Below are 19,781 nucleotides of genomic sequence, written 5' to 3'. Positions count from 1 at the left end.
GGTCGCGGTCGCACCGCTTCCGCCAGGACCGCGGCCGTTCATTGGCCGTTGTCCAGCCTGATCACCTTCGCCACCTCGCTCAGATCGTTGTCCAGCTGGTGATCGCGTCGGGGCAGCCGATGCAGCTGCGCCTGCGGGATGACGCGCGCGTACAGGTCGGCATGCGACGGTGGAGCAGTGTCGTCCTGGAGCCCATGGAACACATGTACCGGCACGCCTTGCTGCAGCCTCGCGCCGAGGTTGTGCGGCAGCTCGAACTCGTCGCCGGGCCAGCCGCCCGCACCGACGAACGGAGCGGCGATCAGCACGATCGCCCTGAGCTTCCGCTCCGGTGGCCGCTCGGCGAGCGCGTTGATGAGGATCGTCCCGCCCACCGAATGGCCCGCGACGACCGCCCCGCCGTCCAAGGCCGCGATCTCCCGCCGGATGGCCGCGCTCCAGGTGGCGTACCTCGGGTCGTCCTCGTCGGGCATGCGCGGGTAGCGGACCTCGTACCCGTCCCCGAGCTCCCGCCTCAGGCTGTCGACCAGCTCGTTGTCCCATTCGTCGTGCGTGCCGGCGCCGCCGCCCTGGATGAACAAGATCTGCCCGGTCCCCGCCATGACGATCGTCTCCCACACATCCTGCTGTCCGTGCTCGGCGTTGACCACTACTGAGGGTCGACGCGTGCGGCATCCGAGATGGTTCTGCGGCCGGAGTGGGGCATCGCCTGCGGGCAGACCAGCGACCGGCCTCGCGGAGGTGGAGAACTCGCCGCGCCACCGCTTGCCGGGAAGGGTGTCATCCCACAGCGGCAAGTGTTCCCACTTGAACGTATATCGCACTGCGGGGCTTGCCGCAAGACCCCGGTCCTGCCGCAGAATCGTCGGCCGGAGCCGAGAACGGACGAGGAAATGGGGCACGACGTGGGTCTGGCGTTGTCGATGCAGAGGACGGCTGCCTCGGAGGTATCGGGATGATCGAGCAGTACGTGTTGGGCTTCCAGGAGGTCGACGAGACGCAGGTCGCGATCGTCGGCGGCAAGGGCGCGCACCTGGGAGCGTTGTCGCGGATCGACGGCATTCGCGTACCGGCCGGCTTCTGCGTGACGACGGACGCCTTCCGGCGGATCATGGCCGAGGCGCCGTCGATCGACGATCGGCTCGACCGGTTGTCGCGTCTGGACCCGGACGACCGGGCGGCGGTCCGCGAGCTCAGCGCGGAGATCCGCCGGGCCATCGAGGGGGTCGTCCTCCCCGATGACGTGGCGGGGGCGATCACCCGGGCTCTCACTCAGCTCGGTGAGCGAGCTGCCTACGCCGTCCGGTCCAGCGCGACGGCCGAGGACCTGCCGACGGCCTCCTTCGCTGGCCAGCAGGACACGTACCTGAACGTCATGGGGCTGGCGGCGATCCTTCAGCAGGTCAGCCGGTGCTGGGCCTCGCTCTTCACCGAGCGGGCCGTGACCTACCGTCAGCGCAACGGCATCGACCACCACGGCGTCCACATGGCTGTTGTCGTGCAGAGAATGGCCTTCCCGCAGGCGGCCGGCGTCCTGTTCACGGCCGACCCCGTCACGTCCAACCGGAAGGTCGCCTCCGTGGAGGCCAGCTTCGGCCTCGGCGAGGCTCTGGTCTCCGGGCTGGTGAACGCGGACGCCTTCCAGGTGCGGGACGGGAAGATCATCGACAGGGCGATCGCCACCAAGCGGCTGGCCATCCACGCCCTGCCGACCGGCGGGACGACGGAGCAGGTGATCGACCCGCAGCGGCAGGAGCAGCCGGCGCTGACGGACGCACAGGTCGTGCGGCTCGTGCAGCTCGGGCGACGGATCGAGGCGCACTTCGGCCATCCCCAGGACATCGAGTGGTGCCTGGTCGACGATGACTTCCAGATCGTCCAGAGCCGGCCGATCACCACGCTGTTCCCCGTCCCGGAGACCGGCGACGGAGAGAACCACGTCTACCTCTCCGTTGGTCATCAGCAGATGATGACCGACCCCATGAAGCCGCTGGGTGTCTCCATGTGGCAGCTGACGGCCATGGCGCCGATGCAGGAGGTCGGCGGGAGGCTGTTCGTCGACGTCACCCGGCGCCTGGCCTCGCCCGCGAGCCGCGCCGGTTTCCTGGAGATGGCGGGCAGGGACGATCCGCTGACCAGGGACGCGCTGGAGACCGTCCTCGACCGCCACGACTTCGTCCCGGCGCTCCCGGACGGCGGCCCCGGCGGGCCGCCGGTCGGCGGCGCGCCCGCGCCGATCGAGACCGACCCGGCCATCGTCACCGAGCTGATCGAACGCAGCCAGGTGTCCATCGCCGCCCTGCGGAGCAACATCCGGGCGAAGACCGGACCGGCGCTGTTCGACTTCCTGTTGGAGGCCCTCCAGGAGCAGAAGCGGGTCCTCAGTGATCCATTGAGCATGCAGGCGATCATGGCCGGGCTGCAGGGCACCTGGTGGCTCAACGACCGGCTGTGGGAATGGCTGGGCGAGAGGAACGCGGCCGACACCCTGACCCTGTCCGCCCCCGGCAACGTCACGTCGGAGATGGGGCTGGCGCTGCTCGACGTCGCGGACGTGATCCGCCCACACCCGGAGGTGGTGGCGTTCCTGAAGGGTGTCGAGGACGAAGGCTTCCTGAACGAGCTGCCGAAGCTCGCGGGCGGAACCGAAGCGCGTGACGCCATCGAGGCCTACCTTGAGCGGTACGGCATGCGCTGCGTCGGCGAGATCGACATCACGAGGCCGCGTTGGCGCGAACGCCCCACCACGCTCGTGCCCGTCCTCCTAGACAACATCCGGAACTTCGAGCCGGGCGCCGCCAGGCGACGCTTCGAGCAGGGACGCCAGGAGGCGGAGAAGAAGACGCAGGAGGTGCTCGGACGCCTCCGGGCACTGCCGGACGGGGAGCGCAAGGCCGACGAGACCAAGCGGATGATCGACCGGGTCCGGACCTTCATCGGCTACCGGGAGTACCCGAAGTACGCCATCATCAGCCGCTACCTCGTCTACAAGCAGGCCCTGCTGGAAGAGGCCGAGCGCCTCGTGCGGGCCAATGTGCTCCGTGCGAGGGAGGACCTCTTCTACCTCACGTTCCAGGAACTTCACGACGTCGTACGCACGAACCAGGCGGATGATCAGCTCATCCACCGGCGGAAGGAGGCGTTCAGGTCGTACCAGGCGCTCACGACGCCCCGGGTGCTCACGTCCGAGGGTGAGGGAATCAGCGGGGCGTACCGGCGCGAGGACGTGCCGACCGGCGCGCTGGTGGGCCTCCCGGTCTCCGGCGGGATCGTCGAGGGGCGGGCTCGCGTCATCCTGGACCTGGCCGAGGCCGCTCTCGAACCAGGCGACATCCTGGTCACCGCCTACACCGACCCGAGCTGGTCGCCCCTGTTCGTCGCAATCGAGGGGTTGGTGACGGAGGTGGGCGGCCTCATGACCCACGGGGCGGTGATCGCCCGCGAGTACGGCCTGCCCGCCGTCGTCGGTGTGGCGAATGCGACCAGGCTGATCCGGGACGGGCAGCGGATCCGCGTGCACGGCACCGACGGGTACGTCGAGATCCTGCCGTGACGGACCACAGACCAAAGGAGATCCCACCAGCCCTGGTCGAGGTGACCGGCGGGAAGCTCTTACTCGTTCAGTGCTTGCGGCCTACCCCGCCGAAGGCGTCGATGTCGGCGGGCGTGTCGACCGCGTCGTCGGGTCGCCACTTCGGGCACGGCACGACGCCCGGCTCCACGAGGTCCAGGCCCTCGAAGAACCCGGCGATCTGGTTGGACGAGCGCAGCGTGTACGGCGTCGCCCCGGTGTCGTTGTAGTCGTCCTGCGCCTGCTGCATCTCGGGGCTGATCAGGCTGGTGCCGTCGTTGAGTGAGAGGTAACTGCCGGCCGGCAGGGCCGCCAGCAGGTGCCGCGTGACCGACCGGGCCGTTTCGTAGTCGGGCACGTGGCCCATGACGCCGCTGAGGATGAGGCCGATCGGCTGCTGGAAGTCGAGCGTCTTGCCGGCCTCGGCGATGACCGCGGCGGAATCGCGCAGGTCGGCGTCGATGTAGGCGGTCCTGCCCTCGGCCGTGCTGACCAGCAGCGCACGGGCGTGCACCAGCACCAGCGGGTCGCTGTCGACGTAGACGATCCGCGCGTCCGGCACGATCCGCTGGGCCACCTCATGGGTGTTGTTGGCCGTCGGCAGCCCCGTGCCGACGTCGAGGAACTGGCGGATGCCCGCCTCACCGGCGAGGAACGCGATCGAGCGAACCAGGAACTGTCGGGAGGCACGGGCAACATCAACGACGCCGGGAAAGACCTGCCGGTACTGGTCGCCAGCCGCGCGGTCGACCTCGAAGTTGTCCTTGCCGCCAAGCCAGTAGTTCCAGATCCGCGCCGAATGCGGCACCGACGTGTCGATCCTCTGCTGCACGTCGACCTCGCCAACCTCGGGCCGGTCGGTCGCCTGCGAGTCCATGGTCACGACGAACCCCTCATCTCGACTGCGTACGCGAATCGGCTCTATCGGGGAAGTAGCCGCCCGCAATCGTGCCACGGTATAGAAGGCAGGCGATCCGCGCCACCACCCGACCGTTTCCCAGCCCCTCACTCGGCTTCACGCGAAACGCCTGCCGCCTGCGGTTGGCGACCGGCCGCTGCCAGGTCGAGGTCGGGCACCGGAGCGGAATCGGGGCGGCGGGGCAGCAGCAGCGGGCTGGCGAGGATGAGCACTCCTGCGGCGGCGATGGCCGTACGCGCGCTGGTGACCTCGGCGAGCAGCCCGCCCAGCGCGCTGAGGATGGCGATGGCGGCGCTGCTGCTGATCGACCATGCCGACAGGGTGCGGGCGATGCGGTCGCGGGGCGTGTGTTCAAGGCGATAGGTGGCCAGCACCGGGTTGTACAGGCTCATGCTGATGATGATCGCGAGTTCGACGGCCATCACGGTCGCGAGGCCGACGACACCGGGCTGGACGAAGGCGAGGCCGATCAGCCAGACCGACCGCAGCGTGCCGACCGCGCGGAGGATCCGGTGCTGGCCGTACCGCGCCACGACACCGCGGGCGAGGCGGGAGCCGATGAGCCCGCCGACGCAGGGGACGGCGAAGGCGAGGCCGTACTGCCAGGGCGGGAATCCGAGCTCGCGGAGCAGTAGCACGGCCAGCAGCGGCTCCGTGGCCATGATCAGTCCGCTGACGAGCAGTTGGTTGAGGTAGAGCGCCCGCAGCCCGGGATGGGCAAGGAGGTGTCGCCAGCCGTCGAGCAACTCGTTGGCCCGGACCCGGCGTCTGCCGGTTGGCTGCGGGTGTTCCTCTCGGCCGCGGATCGCCGTGATGCCCAGCGCGGACAACAGATAGCTGAGTGCGTCGGCCATCACGGTGGTGACCGGCCCGAGCAGGCCGATCGCCGCGCCGCCCAGCGGCGGCCCGACCGCGATGGAGCTCCACGTCGTCGACTCGAACCGAGCGTTGGCCACGAGCAGGTCGTCCGGCCTGACGAGGGCCTTGAGGTAGGCGCCGCTGGCCGCGTTGAAGGCAATCTTGGCCGCGGCCACCACGGCCGAGACCACCAGGAGCTGGACGAAACTGAGCATGCCGAAGGCGTAGGCGACCGGGATCGTCATGATGATCGCGAACCGGGCCAGGTCCATCGCGATCATCACCGGTCGCTTGCGGCGAAACTCGACCCACGGCGCGAGGGGCAACGCGATCAGCGCGCCCACCGCCGGCCCCACCGCGGACAACACGGACACCTGGGCAGGGCTGGCATCCAACACCAGCACCGCGATCAGCGGGAACGCACCGAACCCCAGCCCCGAGCCGTAGGCGCTGGCCGCGTAGGCCGCCCACAGCCATCCGAACTGCCGACCCAGGGATCGTCTGACCACGCTCCGCGCCTCCCGTCCGAACAACCGGCCGTTGATCGCTCTGAGCAGACCAGGGCCTGGAAGACGGGTCAAACAACGGCACGGGTGGGTGAGGGGTGGATCACGAGTACGTCAGGTGCAGCGTCATCCCGGCGTCGGCGTGCGCCAGGTTGTGGCAGTGGTTGGCCCACATCCCGGGGTTGTCGGCGCGGAACGCCACCTTCCACACGTCGCCGGGGCGTACGTCGAAGGAGTCCAGCCACAATGGGCTCCCGGTCGCCGGCTCACCGTTGCGGGACAGCACCAGGACGTGATGGCCGTGCAGATGCCACGGGTGCACGATCTGGGACCTGTTGACGATCGTGAAGGTGACGATGTCGCCGAAGCGTACGACCTGCGACGGGATGTCCGGGGCGGCCGCGCCGTTGACGGTGTGGGCGTATCGCGGAAGCAGTCCCCGCAGGTCGAGGCCACGGTCGAGAACGAGGGTGAACTCCCGGTCCACCCGGGTCCATGGCACCGGGGAACCGACGCCGTAGGTGAGCGGGTCCAGCACCGGCCACGCGCCGGTCACCGCCGACACCGGTCCGGTCGAGTGGACCTGCCGTCCGTCGACGAACAGCGCCACCGGCGTGGGGGGCGCGGTGAACGTCAGGTCGTAGCGACCCCCGGCCGGGATCAGCACGGCGGTGTCCACGAGCGGCGTCGGGCCATGCAGGTCGGATCCGTCGATCGCGGCGACCCGGAACGGGGTCCCGGCCAGGGCGTAGCGGTGCGTCGTGCTGTCGGTGTTGATCAGCCGCAGCCGTACGGGCACGCCCGCCGCGACCGGCTCCGTTCTCGGCGCGGGCAGCGGAAGGCCGGAAAGGGTGTGCACCGGGATCGTGACGTCGACGCCGGTCACCGGGGCCGGGTGAACGACCAGGACGCCGTACAGGCCCATCCGCACGCCGACGTCGGAGACCGAATGTGTGTGGTACCAGTACGTCCCGGCCTGATCGGCGCGGAACCGGTAGACGAACTCCTGTCCCGGCAGCACCGCCGCCTGCGTCACGCCGGGCACTCCGTCCTGACTGTTCGGCACGTCGTACCCGTGCCAGTGCAGCGTGACGCCCCGTTCGATGTCCCGGTTGCGCAGTGTCACCTCCAGGACGTCGCCGACGGTCGCGGTCAGCGCCGGCCCGGGAACCTGCGCGTTGAACGCCCACGCCGCGACCTCCCGGCCGCTCACGCGCACCGTGGCGGTCCCGGCTGTCAGGGCGAACCGCCGGGTCGGTTCGTCGGCGGTCCGCGCGTTCGGATACCCGTGGTCATGTGGTTCGCGGGGCGCCGCGTCCGGGGCGACGGTCAGCCCGGTTCCGGTCACCAGCGCCGCGACCGCCACCCCGAGGGCCGCCCGGGACACCATCCGGGACGGGGCCGCGCCAAGTGCGCGCCACGAGACCGCGGTCGCCGCGACGACCCCGGCGACGGCGAGCAGTCCCACGCCCGCCGACGCCGGATAGCCGTGCAGGAGCGTCACGAGCAGGGCGCTGCTCTGGGCGTACCCCGCGAAGAGAAGCGGGACCGCGACGGACCGGATGTCGCCCGGCGCCCGCAGCAGCCGCGGCCCGGCGACGACCACCGCCGCGAGCGACAGTGGGGCGGCGATGAGAACCTTCTCCCCCGCGAACCACCAGCCGGCACGGGCGAGCGCGGTGATCGTGATCGCGCGGGCGAGCGTGGCGAGCAGCGCGAACGCGGAGAGTCCCAGCGCGAGGGGGCGGCGCCGGGCGGCCGACGCGGCGCCGCCGCCCAGCCACCCGGCGGCCGCGAGGACCGCGATGACGAGGTCGGCCGCGAGCAGCGAGCCGGTGGTCATGCCGGTTCTCCTTCGCGGATGGTCACGGGGGTGGCGTCGGCCGGCGCCGGTTGCGCCAGCTTTCGCGCTGCCCGCAGGACGCCGACCACGACGTGCACCGCGATGATCCCGTTGACCGCGTGCAGCCCGGCGATGGTCAGGCCGAGCGGAGTGCTGGCGCCCGCGGCGTCGGTGGACGCGTTCGCGAGCATGGCGATGAGCGCCTGCACGACGACGAGGCCGATCGGGAGGATCGCCAGCCCAATGAGCCGACCCGGCGCCTTCGCCAGCGCGGCGAACAGGGCGGTGAGCAGGCTGAGAACGGGGATGACCGCCATGCCGTTGACGCTGTGCAGGGCGTACGCGCCGTCACCCGCGGGTTTCGTGAACCCGCCCACGGCGGCGAAGACGAACTGCAGGACGAACGAGATGAGCAACAGGGTGCTGGCGATGATGAATGCCTTGCGCATGGTGACCTCCTAGAGATGAGCCGACGTCAGTGCCCGGGCGACGTGATCGGTGGCCGTGATCGCCCCGAACGCGACCACCCGCACGAGGTCGGCGTCGGCCGGATGGGAGAGCCGCCAGAGGGCGACGTCGCCCGCGCTGACCGCGCCGGGCGCGAACGCCGCCAGCAACGCGATCCGCGTCCCGATGCGGTCCGCGCCGGGTACGTCCCGGACCAGATCGACGGCCCAGTCCGCGGGTCGGGCCGGGAACCGCCCGTCCTCCCAGCGCACGGTGGCCGTGACGGTCTGGCGCGCCACGTCGCCCAGGAGGTCCCCGCCTCGGTTGGCGGCGTCCCGCAGGGCCGCGTACGCGACGCCGACCGGGCTGTCCCCCGCCCAGGCCGGTGGCGGCGTCGTGCTGGCGTCGAGAAGCGCGAGGCTCTGGCCGGGCTCCTTGGGTCCACGGGCCGTCTTGGCGTAGAGCCGACCTCCGACTGACCGCACCAGCGATGAGCGTTGCAGGCCACCGGGGAGCAGATCGGGGTCGAGCAACGCCGAGACGACCCGGTTGATGAAGTGGAAGGCGAGCAGGGTGCCGGTCACCTCGGGGCGGTACGGACTGGTCCAGCCGGCGGCCCGGGGGCTGCGGCTGGCCTCCGCCCAGCCGACGAGCTCGGCGTGCCCAGGCTCCGCCGGCGTCCCGCCCCGGGCGACGACCTCGCCCAGCTCATGCTCGCCCAGCGCGTGCAGCAGCATCACGTGGGCGTCGACGCAGAATCTGCAGCGGTTGGCCCGGGACACCGCCGACGCGACGAGTTCGCGGTCCACCCTGGACGCGTCCCCGGCGAGCAGGGCCTCGCGCATCATTGCCCAGGTCGCGGCCTGCAACTCCGGCACGGCCGAGAGCGCCTGGAAGGTGGGCACCGGCCCGAGGAAGTCGTCCCACAGCTGCCGGTACACCTCCGCGGTCAGGCCGGTCGCGGCCTTCGCTGGTTCGGGGGTGAAGAAGCGGTATGTCATGAGCTCGATGCTTGTCGCGGCGGGCCGGGAAAACGTCGTGCCGCCGCAGGCACTTGCCCGGCCACCGATACCGCGTCCGTGGTACGCCCTTCTACCGCGGGCGACGGATGCTCCCCGGTGACGGTCCGTTCTACAGTTCGACCATGCGTCGAGACCTGCCGTACGCCCTCAGCGGACTCGCCCTCGGCGGCCTCCTGCTCGGCAACGCCGCGCTCGCACCGGACGCCGCGACGATCCGGGCGGTCGACGTCGCCCTGGTCCTGGCCATGGCGGCGGCCCTGGCGGTGTGCCGGCGGTACCCGGTCGTGGCGTTGAGCGTGGTGACCGCCGCCATGCTGGCCCTCCACGTCCGGGTGCATCCCGGGGTGTCCGCCGCGTTCCCCGTCCTCGGCGCCGTCTACGTCACCGCCTGGCGGGGGCACCGAGCGGCCGCCGTCCTGGGCAGCCTGGTCTTCCTCAGCGGCTTCCTGGCCCGCGACATCTCGGTCGCGCCCGCCGACCGGCCCGGCCAGCTGATCGCCGAGCGGACCGCCCTGCTGCTCGGCTGGTTTGTGGCGGCCAACGTCGCCGGGCTCGTCGCGCGGCAGCGCCGGGCGTACCTGGAACAGGTTGAGCAGCGGGCGATCGAGGCCGAACGCACCCGCGAGGAGATGGCGTTGCGTCGCGCCGGGGAGGAGCGTCTGCGCATCGCCCGGGACCTGCACGACTCGCTGACCCACAGCATCTCGGTGATCAAGGTGCAGGCCGGTATCGCCGTGCACCTGGCCCGCAAGCACGGCGAGGAACCGTCGGGCACGCTGCTGGCGATCCAGGAGGCCAGCAGCGCCGCGATGCGGGAACTGCGCACGACGCTGGACGTCCTGCGCTCACCCGCCGATGGAGACTGCGTCGGGCTAACCCGCGTGGAGGAACTCGCCGAGCGGACCCGCGCGGCCGGCGTACCGGTGGCGGTGACCGTCAGCGGTGAGCCCCGGGAGCTGCCCGCCGAGGTCGACCAGGCCGGCTATCGCGTCGTCCAGGAGGCCTTGACCAACGTGGCCCGCCACGCCGGCCCCGCCACCGCGCAGATCCACCTCGAGTACGCCCGGACACAGCTGACCGTCTCGGTGGCCGACGACGGTCAGGCGTCGCCGATCCGGCCGGTGACACCGGGCGTGGGCCTGCGCGGCATGCGGGAGCGGGTGACCGGACTGGGCGGCACGCTGCGGGCCGCCGCCCGCGACGACGGCGGGTTCGCGGTACGGGCCACGTTCCCGTTGGACGGTCCACTTTGACCCGGGTCCTGCTCGTCGACGACCAGGCTCTGATGCGAGCCGGCTTCCGAGCGTTGCTCGACGCCGAGGACGACCTGGAGGTCGTCGGCGAGGCCGTCGACGGCGGCTCGGCCGTCCATCTGTCGCGAAATCTGCGGCCGGACGTCGTGCTGATGGACGTGCAGATGCCGGGACTCGACGGCATCGAAGCCACCCGGCGCATCGCCGCCGATCCGGACCTCTGCGCGGTCCGCGTCCTCATCCTCACCAACTACGGGCTCGACTCCTACGTCTTCGCCGCGCTCCGCGCGGGCGCCAGCGGTTTCCTCCTCAAGGACGCCGACCCCGCCGATCTGCTGCAGGCCATCGCCGTGGTGGCTCGCGGTGACGCGCTGCTCGCCCCGGCCGTCACGCGGACGCTCATCAGCGAGTTCGTGGCCGGCCCACCACCGGCCGAGCCGGCGGCCGGCCGCGACGTGCTGACCGCCCGCGAACAGGAGATCGTCGAACTCGTCGCCCGGGGGCTGAGCAACGACGAGATCGCCTCGCGCATGGTGATCAGTCCGTTGACCGCGAAGACCCACGTCAACCGGGCGATGACGAAGCTGCACTGCCGCGACCGCGCCCAGCTGGTCGTGTGGGCGTACGAGTCAGGGTTGATCACGCCGCGCCGCCGGTGACACCACGTCCCCGTTCCGGGGAACCGCCGGGGGCGGGGTCACCGGCGTGATGATCAGCACGTTCAGTCAACTCTCACGTGACGGAAGAGTAGGGTCACCGCCGGTCGGCGAGGGCGGGCAACCCCCCTTCGGCGACCCGTTGCGTCCTGGGCGACGAGACCCAGAGGCCGGACGCGAGCCGGCTGTCGCTGATCCGTGAGTAGCTGTCCGTGTCCGACCGTGGATACCGGACGTGCGCGCCCGTCGGGCGTGCCCCGAGTGGAAATGGCTGTATGTCTTCCGTGCTGTCCCGTCCGCGCCTGTCCCGCCCGTCCTGGCTGTCGCCGACGGTGTTCCGGACCGAGGTCCTCGCCGGCCTGGTCGTCGCCCTGGCGCTGATCCCGGAGGCGATCTCCTTCTCGATCCTGGCCGGGGTCGACCCCCGGGTGGGCCTGTTCGCCTCGTTCACGATGGCGGTCACCATCGCGATCTGTGGCGGCCGGCCGGCGATGATCTCCGCCGCGACGGGCGCCGTCGCGCTCGTGGTCGCACCCCTGGTCAAGGCGCACGGTCTGGACTACCTGATCGCGACGGTGATCCTCGGCGGTGCGATCCAGGTCGTGCTCGCGGTGCTCGGCGTGGCGAAGCTGATGCGCTTCATCCCGCGCAGCGTCATGGTCGGTTTCGTCAACGCCCTGGCGATTCTGATCTTCGCCGCGCAGGTTCCGCACCTGCTCGGCGTGCCGTGGCTGGTCTATCCGCTCGTCGCGGTGGCCTTGGCGATCATGGTCGGCCTGCCCCGGCTCACCAGGGCCGTGCCGGCGCCGCTGGTCGCCATCGTGGTGCTGACGGTGGTCACCGTGTTCGCCGGGGTGACCGTACCGACCGTCGGTGACGAGGGTGCCCTGCCGGACAGCCTGCCCACCCTCGGCCTGCCGCAGATTCCGTGGACCCCGCACACGCTCACCCTGATCGCCCCCTACGCACTGGGAATCGCGCTGGTCGGGCTGATGGAGTCGCTGATGACCGCCAAGCTGGTCGACGACATCACCGACACCCACTCCAACAAGACGCGCGAGTCCTGGGGTCAGGGCGTCGCCAACATGGTCACCGGATTCTTCGGTGGAATGGGTGGCTGCGCCATGATCGGCCAGACGATGATCAACGTGAAGGCGTCCGGCGCCCGCACCCGGCTGTCGACGTTTCTGGCCGGCGTGTTCCTGCTGGTCCTGGTCGTGGCGCTCGGCGACGTGGTCGCGGTCATTCCGATGGTCGCCCTGGTCGCCGTGATGATCATTGTGGCCGTGTCGACGTTCGACTGGCACTCGGTCGCGCCGAAGACGCTGCGGCGGATGCCGTACGGCGAGACCGTCGTCATGGTGGCCACCGTGGCCACCACCCTGGCCACCCACAACCTGGCCGTCGGCGTCGTCGTCGGTGTGCTCACCGCCACGGTCATCTTCGCTCGCCGGGTCGCCCACCTGGTCGAGGTCACCAGCGTCCTGGACCCGGACGGCACCACCCGGATCTACTCCGTGCACGGTGAGTTGTTCTTCGCCTCCAGCAACGACCTGGTCGGCCAGTTTGACTACGCGAACGACCCCGAGCACGTGGTCATCGACATGAGCCACGCCCACGTCTGGGATGCCTCTTCCGTCGCCGCCCTCGACGCGATCACCACCAGGTACGCCACCCGCGGCAAGACCGTCGAGATCGTCGAGCTGAACAAGCCCAGCGCCCGCATCCACGACACCCTCGCCGGCCAGCTCGGCGTCGGCCACTGATGGCCGCCACCGGCCAGGAGAGCGGGTCGGAGCACACGCCCGCCCCGGCCACCGGCCGTCTCATGCAGATCGGAGAAGTGGCCGAGCGGGTCGGGTTGAGCATCCGGACGATCCGCCACTACGAGGAAGCCGGCCTGATCGTCCCCTCCGCCCGCAGCGAGGGCGGCTTCCGCCTCTACACCGAACCTGACCTCAGCCGACTCGCCGTGGTCAAGCGGATGAAGCCTCTCGGGTTCACCCTCGACGAAATGCGGGACCTGCTCACCGTCCTCGATGCCCTCGACACCGCCACCGGCACCGACCGCACCGCCCTGCTCGACCGCCTCGCCATGTTCCGGACCGCGGCCACCGCCCGCGTCACCGCTCTACGGGACCAGCTCGCCATGGCCGAAGCCTTCGCCGGAACGCTCCGCGACAAGCTCGACCACCACAGCGGCCGCCGGGAGCGGCGTCAGCAGGCAGCCGCCCCGGACGACGGCATCCTCGGGAACGCCGGGAATGTCGCCGAGCAGGAACTCCCGGGCCCGGCCCAGCCCGGTCAACGTGGGGTGATGAGCGGGGCGTAGTCGGCGCGGGTGAGCGGTTGCTCGGACAGCGAGCCGTCGGCGCGGGGCACGGCGAGTGGTTTGCCGTCGCGCAGGAACACCACGGTGGTGACGTCGTCGCGAACGGTGAGGGTGCAGACGATCTGCCCAAAGGCCAGGACCTCGTCGCTGCGACCGGCGTCGTCGTCGGGTGCGTCGACCGCGACGCGGGCCTGCGTGCCGCTCACTGTCGCACCGGCGGCGTTGACCGCTCCCGGCAGCGCGCTGGTCAGGTCGCTGTCGCGTTCGGCCGTACCTGGTCCGGCGAGCAGGTGCCGCAGTTGATCCTCGACCGTGGGGACGCGGTCGACGCGCCGAACGACGGAGACGATGCGGTGGTCGCGGACGAGGCAGACTGTCTCGTCCGCGCGGCCGGCCGGTGCCGTGGTATCGGCGGGGGCGGCACTGTGGAACGGACCCCGCGGGGCCCGCACCGTCCGGGGGGCGTCGTCGGTGGGGACGCCGCAGCCGGTCAGCAGCGCGACGAGTGCCAATGGGGCCAGGCGGCGGTGGTTCATGGCAGGCTTTCCGGCAGGGTGACGCGGAAGCGGGCGCCTCCGCCGGGGCGGTCGGTGACGGCGGCGTGCCCACGGTGCGCGGCGGCGTGCTGGGCGACCAGCGCGAGTCCGAGACCGGTGCCGTCGCCGGCGCCGCGGGTGTGGGCGGCTCGCCCGCGGACGAAGCGGTCGAAAATCGCCCGCCGGTCCTCGACGGACACACCCGGGCCGTCGTCCTCGACCTCGATGACGCCGGCGTCGCCGTCGCGGCTCAACCGGACACTCGCCGGGCAGCCCCCGTAGGTCACGGCGTTGTCGAGCAGGTTCGCCAGGATCTGCGCGATACGCCGCCGCTCGACCTGCCACGTCGCGGGTGCGTCCGCCGCGAGGTGGACGAGCGAGGCCGGCAGGTCGAGGGCATGGCAGGCGTCCCGGGCCAGCGCCACCACGTCCACGGCTCCCCGATGGGCGGGCTGGTCGCTGCGCGCCAGGTCGATCAGGTCGTTGACGAGCCGTTGGAACCGGTCGATCTCGTCGGCGACGAGCCCGGCGGCGGTGGCGGTCCGCTCGTCCAGGTGCTCCCGGCGACGCGCCAGGACGCTGGCCGCCGCGGCGAGGGTCTGCAGAGGTGAGCGCAGTTCGTGGCTGACGTCGGCGGCGAAGCGGCGGTCCCGCTCGATGCGATGGGCGAGCTGGTCGACCATCTGGTTGAACGAGGAGGACAGACGCGTCAGGTCGGGGTCGGTGGCCGGGTCGAGGCGGGCGGTGAAGTCGCCGGCGGCGATCTTCTCGGCGGCGTCGGCGACCGCCGTCAGCGGGCGGAGCCCGTGCCGGGTCGCGTACCAGCCGAGGGCCGCGCCGGATCCGGCGACCATGATCGCGACGGTGGTCAGCGCGAGTGCCAGGACCTGGAAGGTCTGCTCCAGCTCGCGCAGAGAGTTGACCTCGAAGTACGTCGCCGTCGCGGACAGGGGCACCGCGACCACCAGGGCGGGTTGGCCGTCGACGCGTACGCGCTGCATTGCCGGTTCACCGGAGGCGACAGCCCGTCGCAGGTCGACGGGTATGGCGGTGGTGGTGCCGGGGTCGGCGGTCCGGGCGTACCACTCGCCGTCCAGGTGCAGCACGGGCCGCCGGCCGCCGCCCGTGTCCAGTGACCGAAGGACCTCCACCACGTCGGGGGTGCCGGTGTTCAGCCCGGCACGGACGACGGCGGCGTCGAAGTACGCGGCGCGCAGGGCGGTGCGTTCCCGCTCGTCGATCAGCGAGCGACGGGTCAGCTCGTACGAGACCAGGGCCATCGACGCGGCGAGCAGGAGCGCTCCGACGGCGAACGCGGCGGTGACCCGGGTGCGCAGTCCGAGGCGTCTCATCGCTGCAGCTTGTAGCCCAGGCCCCGCAGCGTGACCAGGTGTCGGGGGGTCGCCGGGTCCGACTCGATCTTCTGCCGCAGCCGACCGACATGCACGTCGACCAGCCTCTCGTCGCCGCTGTCGTAGCCCCAGACCCGTTGCAGCAACTGCTGGCGGGACAGCACCCGGCCGGCGTGTTCGGCAAGCTCGCACAGAAGCCGGAACTCGGTACGCGTGACCGGTACGGGCCGACCGCCGCGACGTACCTCTCCCCCGTCGGGACTGATCTCGAGCTCGCCGAACGCGAGCACGGGCACGGGCTCCGGCGCCGGTCCCGCGGCACCGGTCCGGGCGCGGCGGCGCAGGGCGCGCAGCCGCGCGGTCAGTTCCTTGATCGCCACCGGCTTGACGACGTAGTCGTCGGCGCCGGCTTCGAGGGCGGCGACGATGTCGTGCGTGTCGTCGCGGGCGCTGACCACCACGACCGGCACGTCGTCGTCCCGGCGCAGGTGCCGGATGCACTCGAAGCCGTCGAGGCCGGGCAGCATCAGGTCGACCAGCACGTAGTCTGCCGGATCGCGGCGCTGCACGCGCAGGCCCTCCTCGGCCGTGGCGGCGCCCACCGCGTCGTAGCCCTCGTCCTCGAGTGCGAGCAGCAGCGCCAGGCGGATGCGGTCGTCGTCCTCGATCACCAGTACGGCCGTCATGCCCGGCATCATCCCCAGGCCACCGGCCACGCGGCCAACCGTGCCGGCCGGCTGGCGGATTTGTCACGCAACTGTCATAGATCCGCGCGGTGACCGCCAAGCCGGCACGGCACGGTCATAGGCGACCGGGTCCGCAAGGGGAAGGGGCACGCCGGTGACAGGACCACCCGCATCCACCTCATGCACGCTGCAGCTGGTCGAGGTGCGCGTCACCGAACTCGACCTGGCCTGCCTGCCGGCGACCGGCGCCGTGTTCGACCGGCTCCTGGCCCTGTCTCCCGCGCAGGTCGTGGTCGACCTGTCCGGGTGCCGGCACATCGACGCCGCTGCCATCGGCCTGCTGCTCGACGTGCACCGGCGGCTGGCCCGTACCGCCGGGGCCCTCACCATTCGCGACCCGAACCCCCGCATCCGGCGCATCCTGCACACCGCCCGCCTGGACCAGGTCCTGCCGATCGTCACCGGTCCCCCGCCGTCGATCCCGGGCGCCCCGGCGACGGGACCGGAACCCGCATCGGCGCAGCCGGCTCTGGTCGCCTACGGCCGAGCATCCGTGACCACCTCTCAGTGAGGAGCCGGCAGGCCCACCGCCCCAGCGGTGCCTGAACCGTCAAGCGCGGGACCCGGACCACCCGTTCGGTCCCGCCCCGAACGCCGTGCCCCGCCCGAACCGGCGGGACACCGGCCCAGGAAGGACCAGCGGTATGACCGTCGTCCCGGACGATCACCTGATGACACTGATCTGCGACACCTGCGGCGACTCCATCACGTCCACCGCGTGCGTGCTCCCCGACGCCGAAGTCGTCTGGACCCTGGTGCTCGAACACGGATGGAGTGGTTCCCCGTTCGCCACCGGCCCGCATCGCTGCCCGCACTGCAGCCTGCTGCCAGTCTCCGGTGGCGGTCAGGCGTCGAGCGACCTCCACGGTCCCGGGGGCATCCTCGGCATCGACCATCTCGACGACGTGACGGTCCTGGCCGCCACCGGTGACGTCGACGTCGACAGCGGCGACAGCATGCGCGCCGCCCTGCGCCACGCGAGCGAGCTGGAAGGACACGTCGTGGTCGACCTGGGCCGAGTGCACCTCATCGACTCCGTCGGCCTCGGCCTGCTCGTCCGCGCCCACCGCGAAGCCCGCGACCGCGGCGTCACGCTGTGCCTGGCCGCGCCGTCGCGGTTCGTCCGCACCGTCCTGCACACGATGCGCCTGGACCAGGCCTTCCCCATGTTCGAGAGCCGCGACGAGGCCATCGACCAGCTGTCCCAGGGTCTGGAGTCCGCCGCGACGACGGCCGCCCATTCCTGACCGACCGACGTGGACCCCCGCCCTGATCCCTCCCCGTCACCGGCAGCGACACCTGAGGAGAGCCCATGACCGTCACCGGTCTCGTCACCGCGCTCCTCGTCGGCGTCACCATCGGCCTGTTCGGCAGGCTCGTCATCCCAGGACGCCGGGAGGCCCCGATCTGGTTGACCGTGGCCGTCGGGGTCGTCGCGGCCCTGGCGGGCACCATCGTCGCCCGTCTCGCGGGCGTCGACACCCGCGCGCCCAACGTCCTGGCCGTGCTCATCCAGGTCGGTCTCGCCGGCATCGGCGTGGTGCTGGTCGTCGCCTCCGCCAGGTCCGAACGGTCCGACGCCGCGTGAACCCAGCACCGGCACGATCGAGGAGCTCCCCGTGTACATGCCTTGGCCACTACCCGACGAGAACTGGTTCGCCGACGCCTCGAACCAACCTGAGCAGGACCGCGAGGACGTGCGGCTCGAGGCGCTGGTCGCGCAGCGACTGAGCATCGACTGGACGACGCGGCGCCAGCAGATCCGTGTCTCCGTGCAGAACCGGGTCGTCATCCTCGCCGGCGTGGTGAGCGACACCGAAACGCGACAGGCCGCGGCCGAACTCGCCTGGGACGTGCCCGGTGTCTTCGACGTCTGCAACACACTGCGGCTCAGCGCCCGGCGGCGCGGTCACCGGTGACCGCAGATCACCACCCTTCGTGACGGCTCAGGCGACGTCGAACAGGAGCGGGAAGGCGAGGACGACAGCCCAGGCCCACCCGAAGTACACGATCACGTATCGGGTCTGCCACCGTTCCAGGCGGGCGAAGGGCATGCGGCCACGCACGAAGCCGAGGTACAGCCATGCCGACCACGCCAGGTTGGCGAGCAGGACGAGGTTCTCGCCCAGTGCCGCCGTCTTGTTGGGGCTGAAGCCCCATTCGGTGATCCGGCCCGTGATCGCCGCCAGCACCAGCACGTCGATGATGAGAGCGCTGACGATGAGCGCGAGTTGCAGGCGGTCGAACAGACCGGGTCGGGCCGTGAGGTCACGGGCGGAGATGGCGTACAGCAGCATGCCCAGCACGATGACGAGCAGCACGTCGAAGAGAATGAGCGCGTCGCGCTCGACGTCGATGCCGTTGGTGGTCCAGACGACGGCGACCAGGAAGGCCAGCAGGGTGGCCGTGAAGAGCGGCGTGAAGACCCGGGTCAGCACCGGCGCCATGTTCTCGATGACGCTCTGCTTGGCCTCCACCAGCCAGGCCGACACGATGACCGCGGCCACGGCGCCGCACGGCAGCAGCCACGACTGGACGAATCCCTCGACGTTCAGCCCGATGGCTGCGAAGGCGTTCACCGTGATGGCCGTGAGGACGCCGCCACCCAGCCCGATGAGGACGAAGTAGATCAGCCACTCCCCGGTGAACCGGATGAAGTCCATTCGTCGCCGGTCCGAACGCCAGTCGCCGCCCGCGTAGGCGACGCCGACAACCAGCCACAGCGCTATCGGCAGGTGGATCGCGGTGAGCACCATGGTCTGCGAGCCGTCGGCCAGCGGGTACGCGTTGGCGGCGACCGCGCCGAGAACGAACAGCGACGCGAGCGCCCCGATGACGCGGGGACCGACGCGGCGTTGCCAGGCGAAGTAGGCCGCGAGCACCGGCAGCGCGAAGAAGCTGGCGTTTCGCGCGTAGAAGCCGCCGTCGTCGCCCAGGTCGAGCCCGAACCAGGACGGCACCTTGATGGCGAGCGCCGCGACGGCCGCACAGAGCACCATGACGGGCAGTTCCCGCCGGGAACGGGCGGCGGCCGGCGCGTCCGGCTCCCCAGGCAGCACCAGTTGTTTCCATAAGCGCTCGGAGTGCTCGCGAGCGAACTCCCGCGACAGTTCGTCGAGGCTGCCCATGCGTTTGACGGCGATGAGGAACGACTCGTCGGCGTGCAGGCCCGCCTCGGTCAGCTCGGTGATCCGGCTGCGGAGGTGGTCCTCCAGTTCCTCGACATCGGTGTGGTGCAGCTCGCGGCGGCGGTGGATGTAGGCCCGCCACTCGGCGATCTGGCCCTCCAAGTCGTTGTCGACGGTCATAGCCCCGCCCCCCACGCCGGTGCCGTGATCGGCTTGATGGACTGTGCCGTGCTCCACACGCCCCGCAGGGCGTCGACGACAGCGGCCCACTGGCGGCGCTGCTCGGCGAGCTCGGCTCGGCCCCGGTCGGTGATGCGGTAGTACTTCCGGCGTCGTCCCCCCGGCGGGGTCTCCCAGGCCGACTCGACGTGGCCGAGCCGCTCCAGGCGGTGCAGCAGCGGGTAGAGCAGGCCGTCGGTCCACTCCAGCTGCCCGCCGGAGAGGTCGTTGACCTGCTTGAGGATGGCGTAGCCGTAGCTCTCGCCCTCGGCGAGAATCCCCAGCACGAGTGGCGTCGCCGAGGCCGCGACGAGGTCTTTGGTGATATGCATGGCACCGCCTATACCTAGATCTGCAATGCATAGTAGTTCTAGGTATGACGCCAGCGCAATC

At 71.1% G+C, this 19,781-nt stretch carries 19 protein-coding genes and 1 pseudogene; 9 read left to right on the top strand and 11 right to left on the bottom strand.

The window, feature by feature from the left end:
• Nucleotides 1–38: 38 nt before the first annotated feature.
• Nucleotides 39–650, bottom strand: a complete 612-nt coding sequence (locus ACWD6N_RS21250; protein WP_450005106.1) for an alpha/beta fold hydrolase — start codon at nt 648–650, stop codon at nt 39–41.
• Between the two features lie 305 nt (nt 651–955).
• Here ACWD6N_RS21250 and rph point away from each other — a divergent pair, with 305 nt between their 5' ends.
• Nucleotides 956–3,553 (top strand): rifamycin-inactivating phosphotransferase, encoded by a 2,598-nt coding sequence (rph, locus tag ACWD6N_RS21245; RefSeq protein ID WP_450005105.1) that lies wholly within the window; start codon nt 956–958, stop codon nt 3,551–3,553.
• A gap of 67 nt (nt 3,554–3,620) precedes the next feature.
• On the opposite strand, the gene ACWD6N_RS21240 is transcribed toward rph, so the two are convergent.
• From ACWD6N_RS21240 to ACWD6N_RS21220, 5 genes are all read right to left on the bottom strand, one after another.
• Nucleotides 3,621–4,448: an SAM-dependent methyltransferase gene (locus ACWD6N_RS21240; protein WP_450005120.1), complete on the bottom strand. Its 828-nt coding sequence runs from the start codon at nt 4,446–4,448 to the stop codon at nt 3,621–3,623.
• Between the two features lie 128 nt (nt 4,449–4,576).
• On the bottom strand, nt 4,577–5,857 hold the full coding sequence (locus tag ACWD6N_RS21235; RefSeq protein WP_450005104.1) for an MFS transporter: 1,281 nt from the start codon (nt 5,855–5,857) through the stop codon (nt 4,577–4,579).
• Between the two features lie 100 nt (nt 5,858–5,957).
• On the bottom strand, nt 5,958–7,697 hold the full coding sequence (locus tag ACWD6N_RS21230; RefSeq protein WP_450005103.1) for a multicopper oxidase family protein: 1,740 nt from the start codon (nt 7,695–7,697) through the stop codon (nt 5,958–5,960).
• Nucleotides 7,694–8,146 carry a DUF6220 domain-containing protein gene (locus ACWD6N_RS21225; RefSeq protein WP_450005102.1) on the bottom strand — a complete coding sequence of 151 codons (453 nt, stop codon included), beginning with the start codon at nt 8,144–8,146 and terminating at the stop codon, nt 7,694–7,696. The genes ACWD6N_RS21230 and ACWD6N_RS21225 overlap by 4 nt, the downstream gene beginning before the upstream one ends.
• Nucleotides 8,147–8,155: 9 nt before the next feature.
• A complete protein-coding gene (locus ACWD6N_RS21220) occupies nt 8,156–9,145 on the bottom strand; it encodes a carboxymuconolactone decarboxylase family protein (RefSeq protein WP_450005101.1) in 990 nt (329 codons plus the stop codon).
• A gap of 143 nt (nt 9,146–9,288) precedes the next feature.
• Between ACWD6N_RS21220 and ACWD6N_RS21215 the strand changes: the two genes are divergently transcribed.
• From ACWD6N_RS21215 to ACWD6N_RS21200, 4 genes and pseudogenes are all read left to right on the top strand, one after another.
• A complete protein-coding gene (locus ACWD6N_RS21215) occupies nt 9,289–10,419 on the top strand; it encodes a sensor histidine kinase (protein ID WP_450005100.1) in 1,131 nt (376 codons plus the stop codon).
• Nucleotides 10,416–11,078: a response regulator gene (locus ACWD6N_RS21210; RefSeq protein WP_450005099.1), complete on the top strand. Its 663-nt coding sequence runs from the start codon at nt 10,416–10,418 to the stop codon at nt 11,076–11,078. Before ACWD6N_RS21215 ends, ACWD6N_RS21210 begins: the two co-directional genes overlap by 4 nt.
• A gap of 272 nt (nt 11,079–11,350) precedes the next feature.
• On the top strand, nt 11,351–12,841 hold the full coding sequence (locus tag ACWD6N_RS21205; protein WP_450005098.1) for a SulP family inorganic anion transporter: 1,491 nt from the start codon (nt 11,351–11,353) through the stop codon (nt 12,839–12,841).
• A pseudogene (locus ACWD6N_RS21200) lies at nt 12,841–13,272 on the top strand (MerR family transcriptional regulator); the annotation flags it as partial. The gene ACWD6N_RS21205 and the pseudogene ACWD6N_RS21200, both read left to right, overlap by 1 nt.
• Before the next feature lie 107 nt (nt 13,273–13,379).
• Here the strand turns inward: ACWD6N_RS21200 and ACWD6N_RS21195 are convergent.
• The 3 genes from ACWD6N_RS21195 to ACWD6N_RS21185 are packed head-to-tail and all read right to left on the bottom strand — an operon-like array spanning nt 13,380 to nt 15,981.
• Nucleotides 13,380–13,943 (bottom strand): GerMN domain-containing protein, encoded by a 564-nt coding sequence (locus tag ACWD6N_RS21195; RefSeq protein WP_450005097.1) that lies wholly within the window; start codon nt 13,941–13,943, stop codon nt 13,380–13,382.
• Nucleotides 13,940–15,295, bottom strand: coding sequence for a sensor histidine kinase (locus ACWD6N_RS21190; protein ID WP_450005096.1), 1,356 nt, complete (start codon nt 15,293–15,295; stop codon nt 13,940–13,942). Before ACWD6N_RS21190 ends, ACWD6N_RS21195 begins: the two co-directional genes overlap by 4 nt.
• Nucleotides 15,292–15,981 (bottom strand): response regulator transcription factor, encoded by a 690-nt coding sequence (locus ACWD6N_RS21185; protein ID WP_450005095.1) that lies wholly within the window; start codon nt 15,979–15,981, stop codon nt 15,292–15,294. Before ACWD6N_RS21185 ends, ACWD6N_RS21190 begins: the two co-directional genes overlap by 4 nt.
• Nucleotides 15,982–16,135: 154 nt before the next feature.
• Here ACWD6N_RS21185 and ACWD6N_RS21180 point away from each other — a divergent pair, with 154 nt between their 5' ends.
• From ACWD6N_RS21180 to ACWD6N_RS21165, 4 genes are all read left to right on the top strand, one after another.
• Nucleotides 16,136–16,552, top strand: a complete 417-nt coding sequence (locus ACWD6N_RS21180; protein WP_450005094.1) for an STAS domain-containing protein — start codon at nt 16,136–16,138, stop codon at nt 16,550–16,552.
• Between the two features lie 133 nt (nt 16,553–16,685).
• Nucleotides 16,686–17,288: an STAS domain-containing protein gene (locus tag ACWD6N_RS21175; RefSeq protein ID WP_387322717.1), complete on the top strand. Its 603-nt coding sequence runs from the start codon at nt 16,686–16,688 to the stop codon at nt 17,286–17,288.
• Between the two features lie 65 nt (nt 17,289–17,353).
• Nucleotides 17,354–17,629 carry a GlsB/YeaQ/YmgE family stress response membrane protein gene (locus ACWD6N_RS21170; RefSeq protein WP_387322719.1) on the top strand — a complete coding sequence of 92 codons (276 nt, stop codon included), beginning with the start codon at nt 17,354–17,356 and terminating at the stop codon, nt 17,627–17,629.
• Between the two features lie 31 nt (nt 17,630–17,660).
• Nucleotides 17,661–17,960, top strand: a complete 300-nt coding sequence (locus tag ACWD6N_RS21165; RefSeq protein WP_354965345.1) for a BON domain-containing protein — start codon at nt 17,661–17,663, stop codon at nt 17,958–17,960.
• A gap of 27 nt (nt 17,961–17,987) precedes the next feature.
• Here ACWD6N_RS21165 and ACWD6N_RS21160 read toward each other — a convergent pair whose 3' ends face one another.
• Nucleotides 17,988–19,349 (bottom strand): permease prefix domain 1-containing protein, encoded by a 1,362-nt coding sequence (locus ACWD6N_RS21160; RefSeq protein WP_387322721.1) that lies wholly within the window; start codon nt 19,347–19,349, stop codon nt 17,988–17,990.
• Nucleotides 19,346–19,720: a PadR family transcriptional regulator gene (locus tag ACWD6N_RS21155; RefSeq protein ID WP_387322722.1), complete on the bottom strand. Its 375-nt coding sequence runs from the start codon at nt 19,718–19,720 to the stop codon at nt 19,346–19,348. The genes ACWD6N_RS21160 and ACWD6N_RS21155 overlap by 4 nt, the downstream gene beginning before the upstream one ends.
• Nucleotides 19,721–19,781 lie beyond the last annotated feature (61 nt).

The sequence above is a fragment of the Micromonospora sp. NPDC005163 genome (assembly GCF_053599835.1).
Note: the sequence above shows the minus strand (reverse complement) of the source record. Positions and strands in the feature narration are given on the sequence as shown.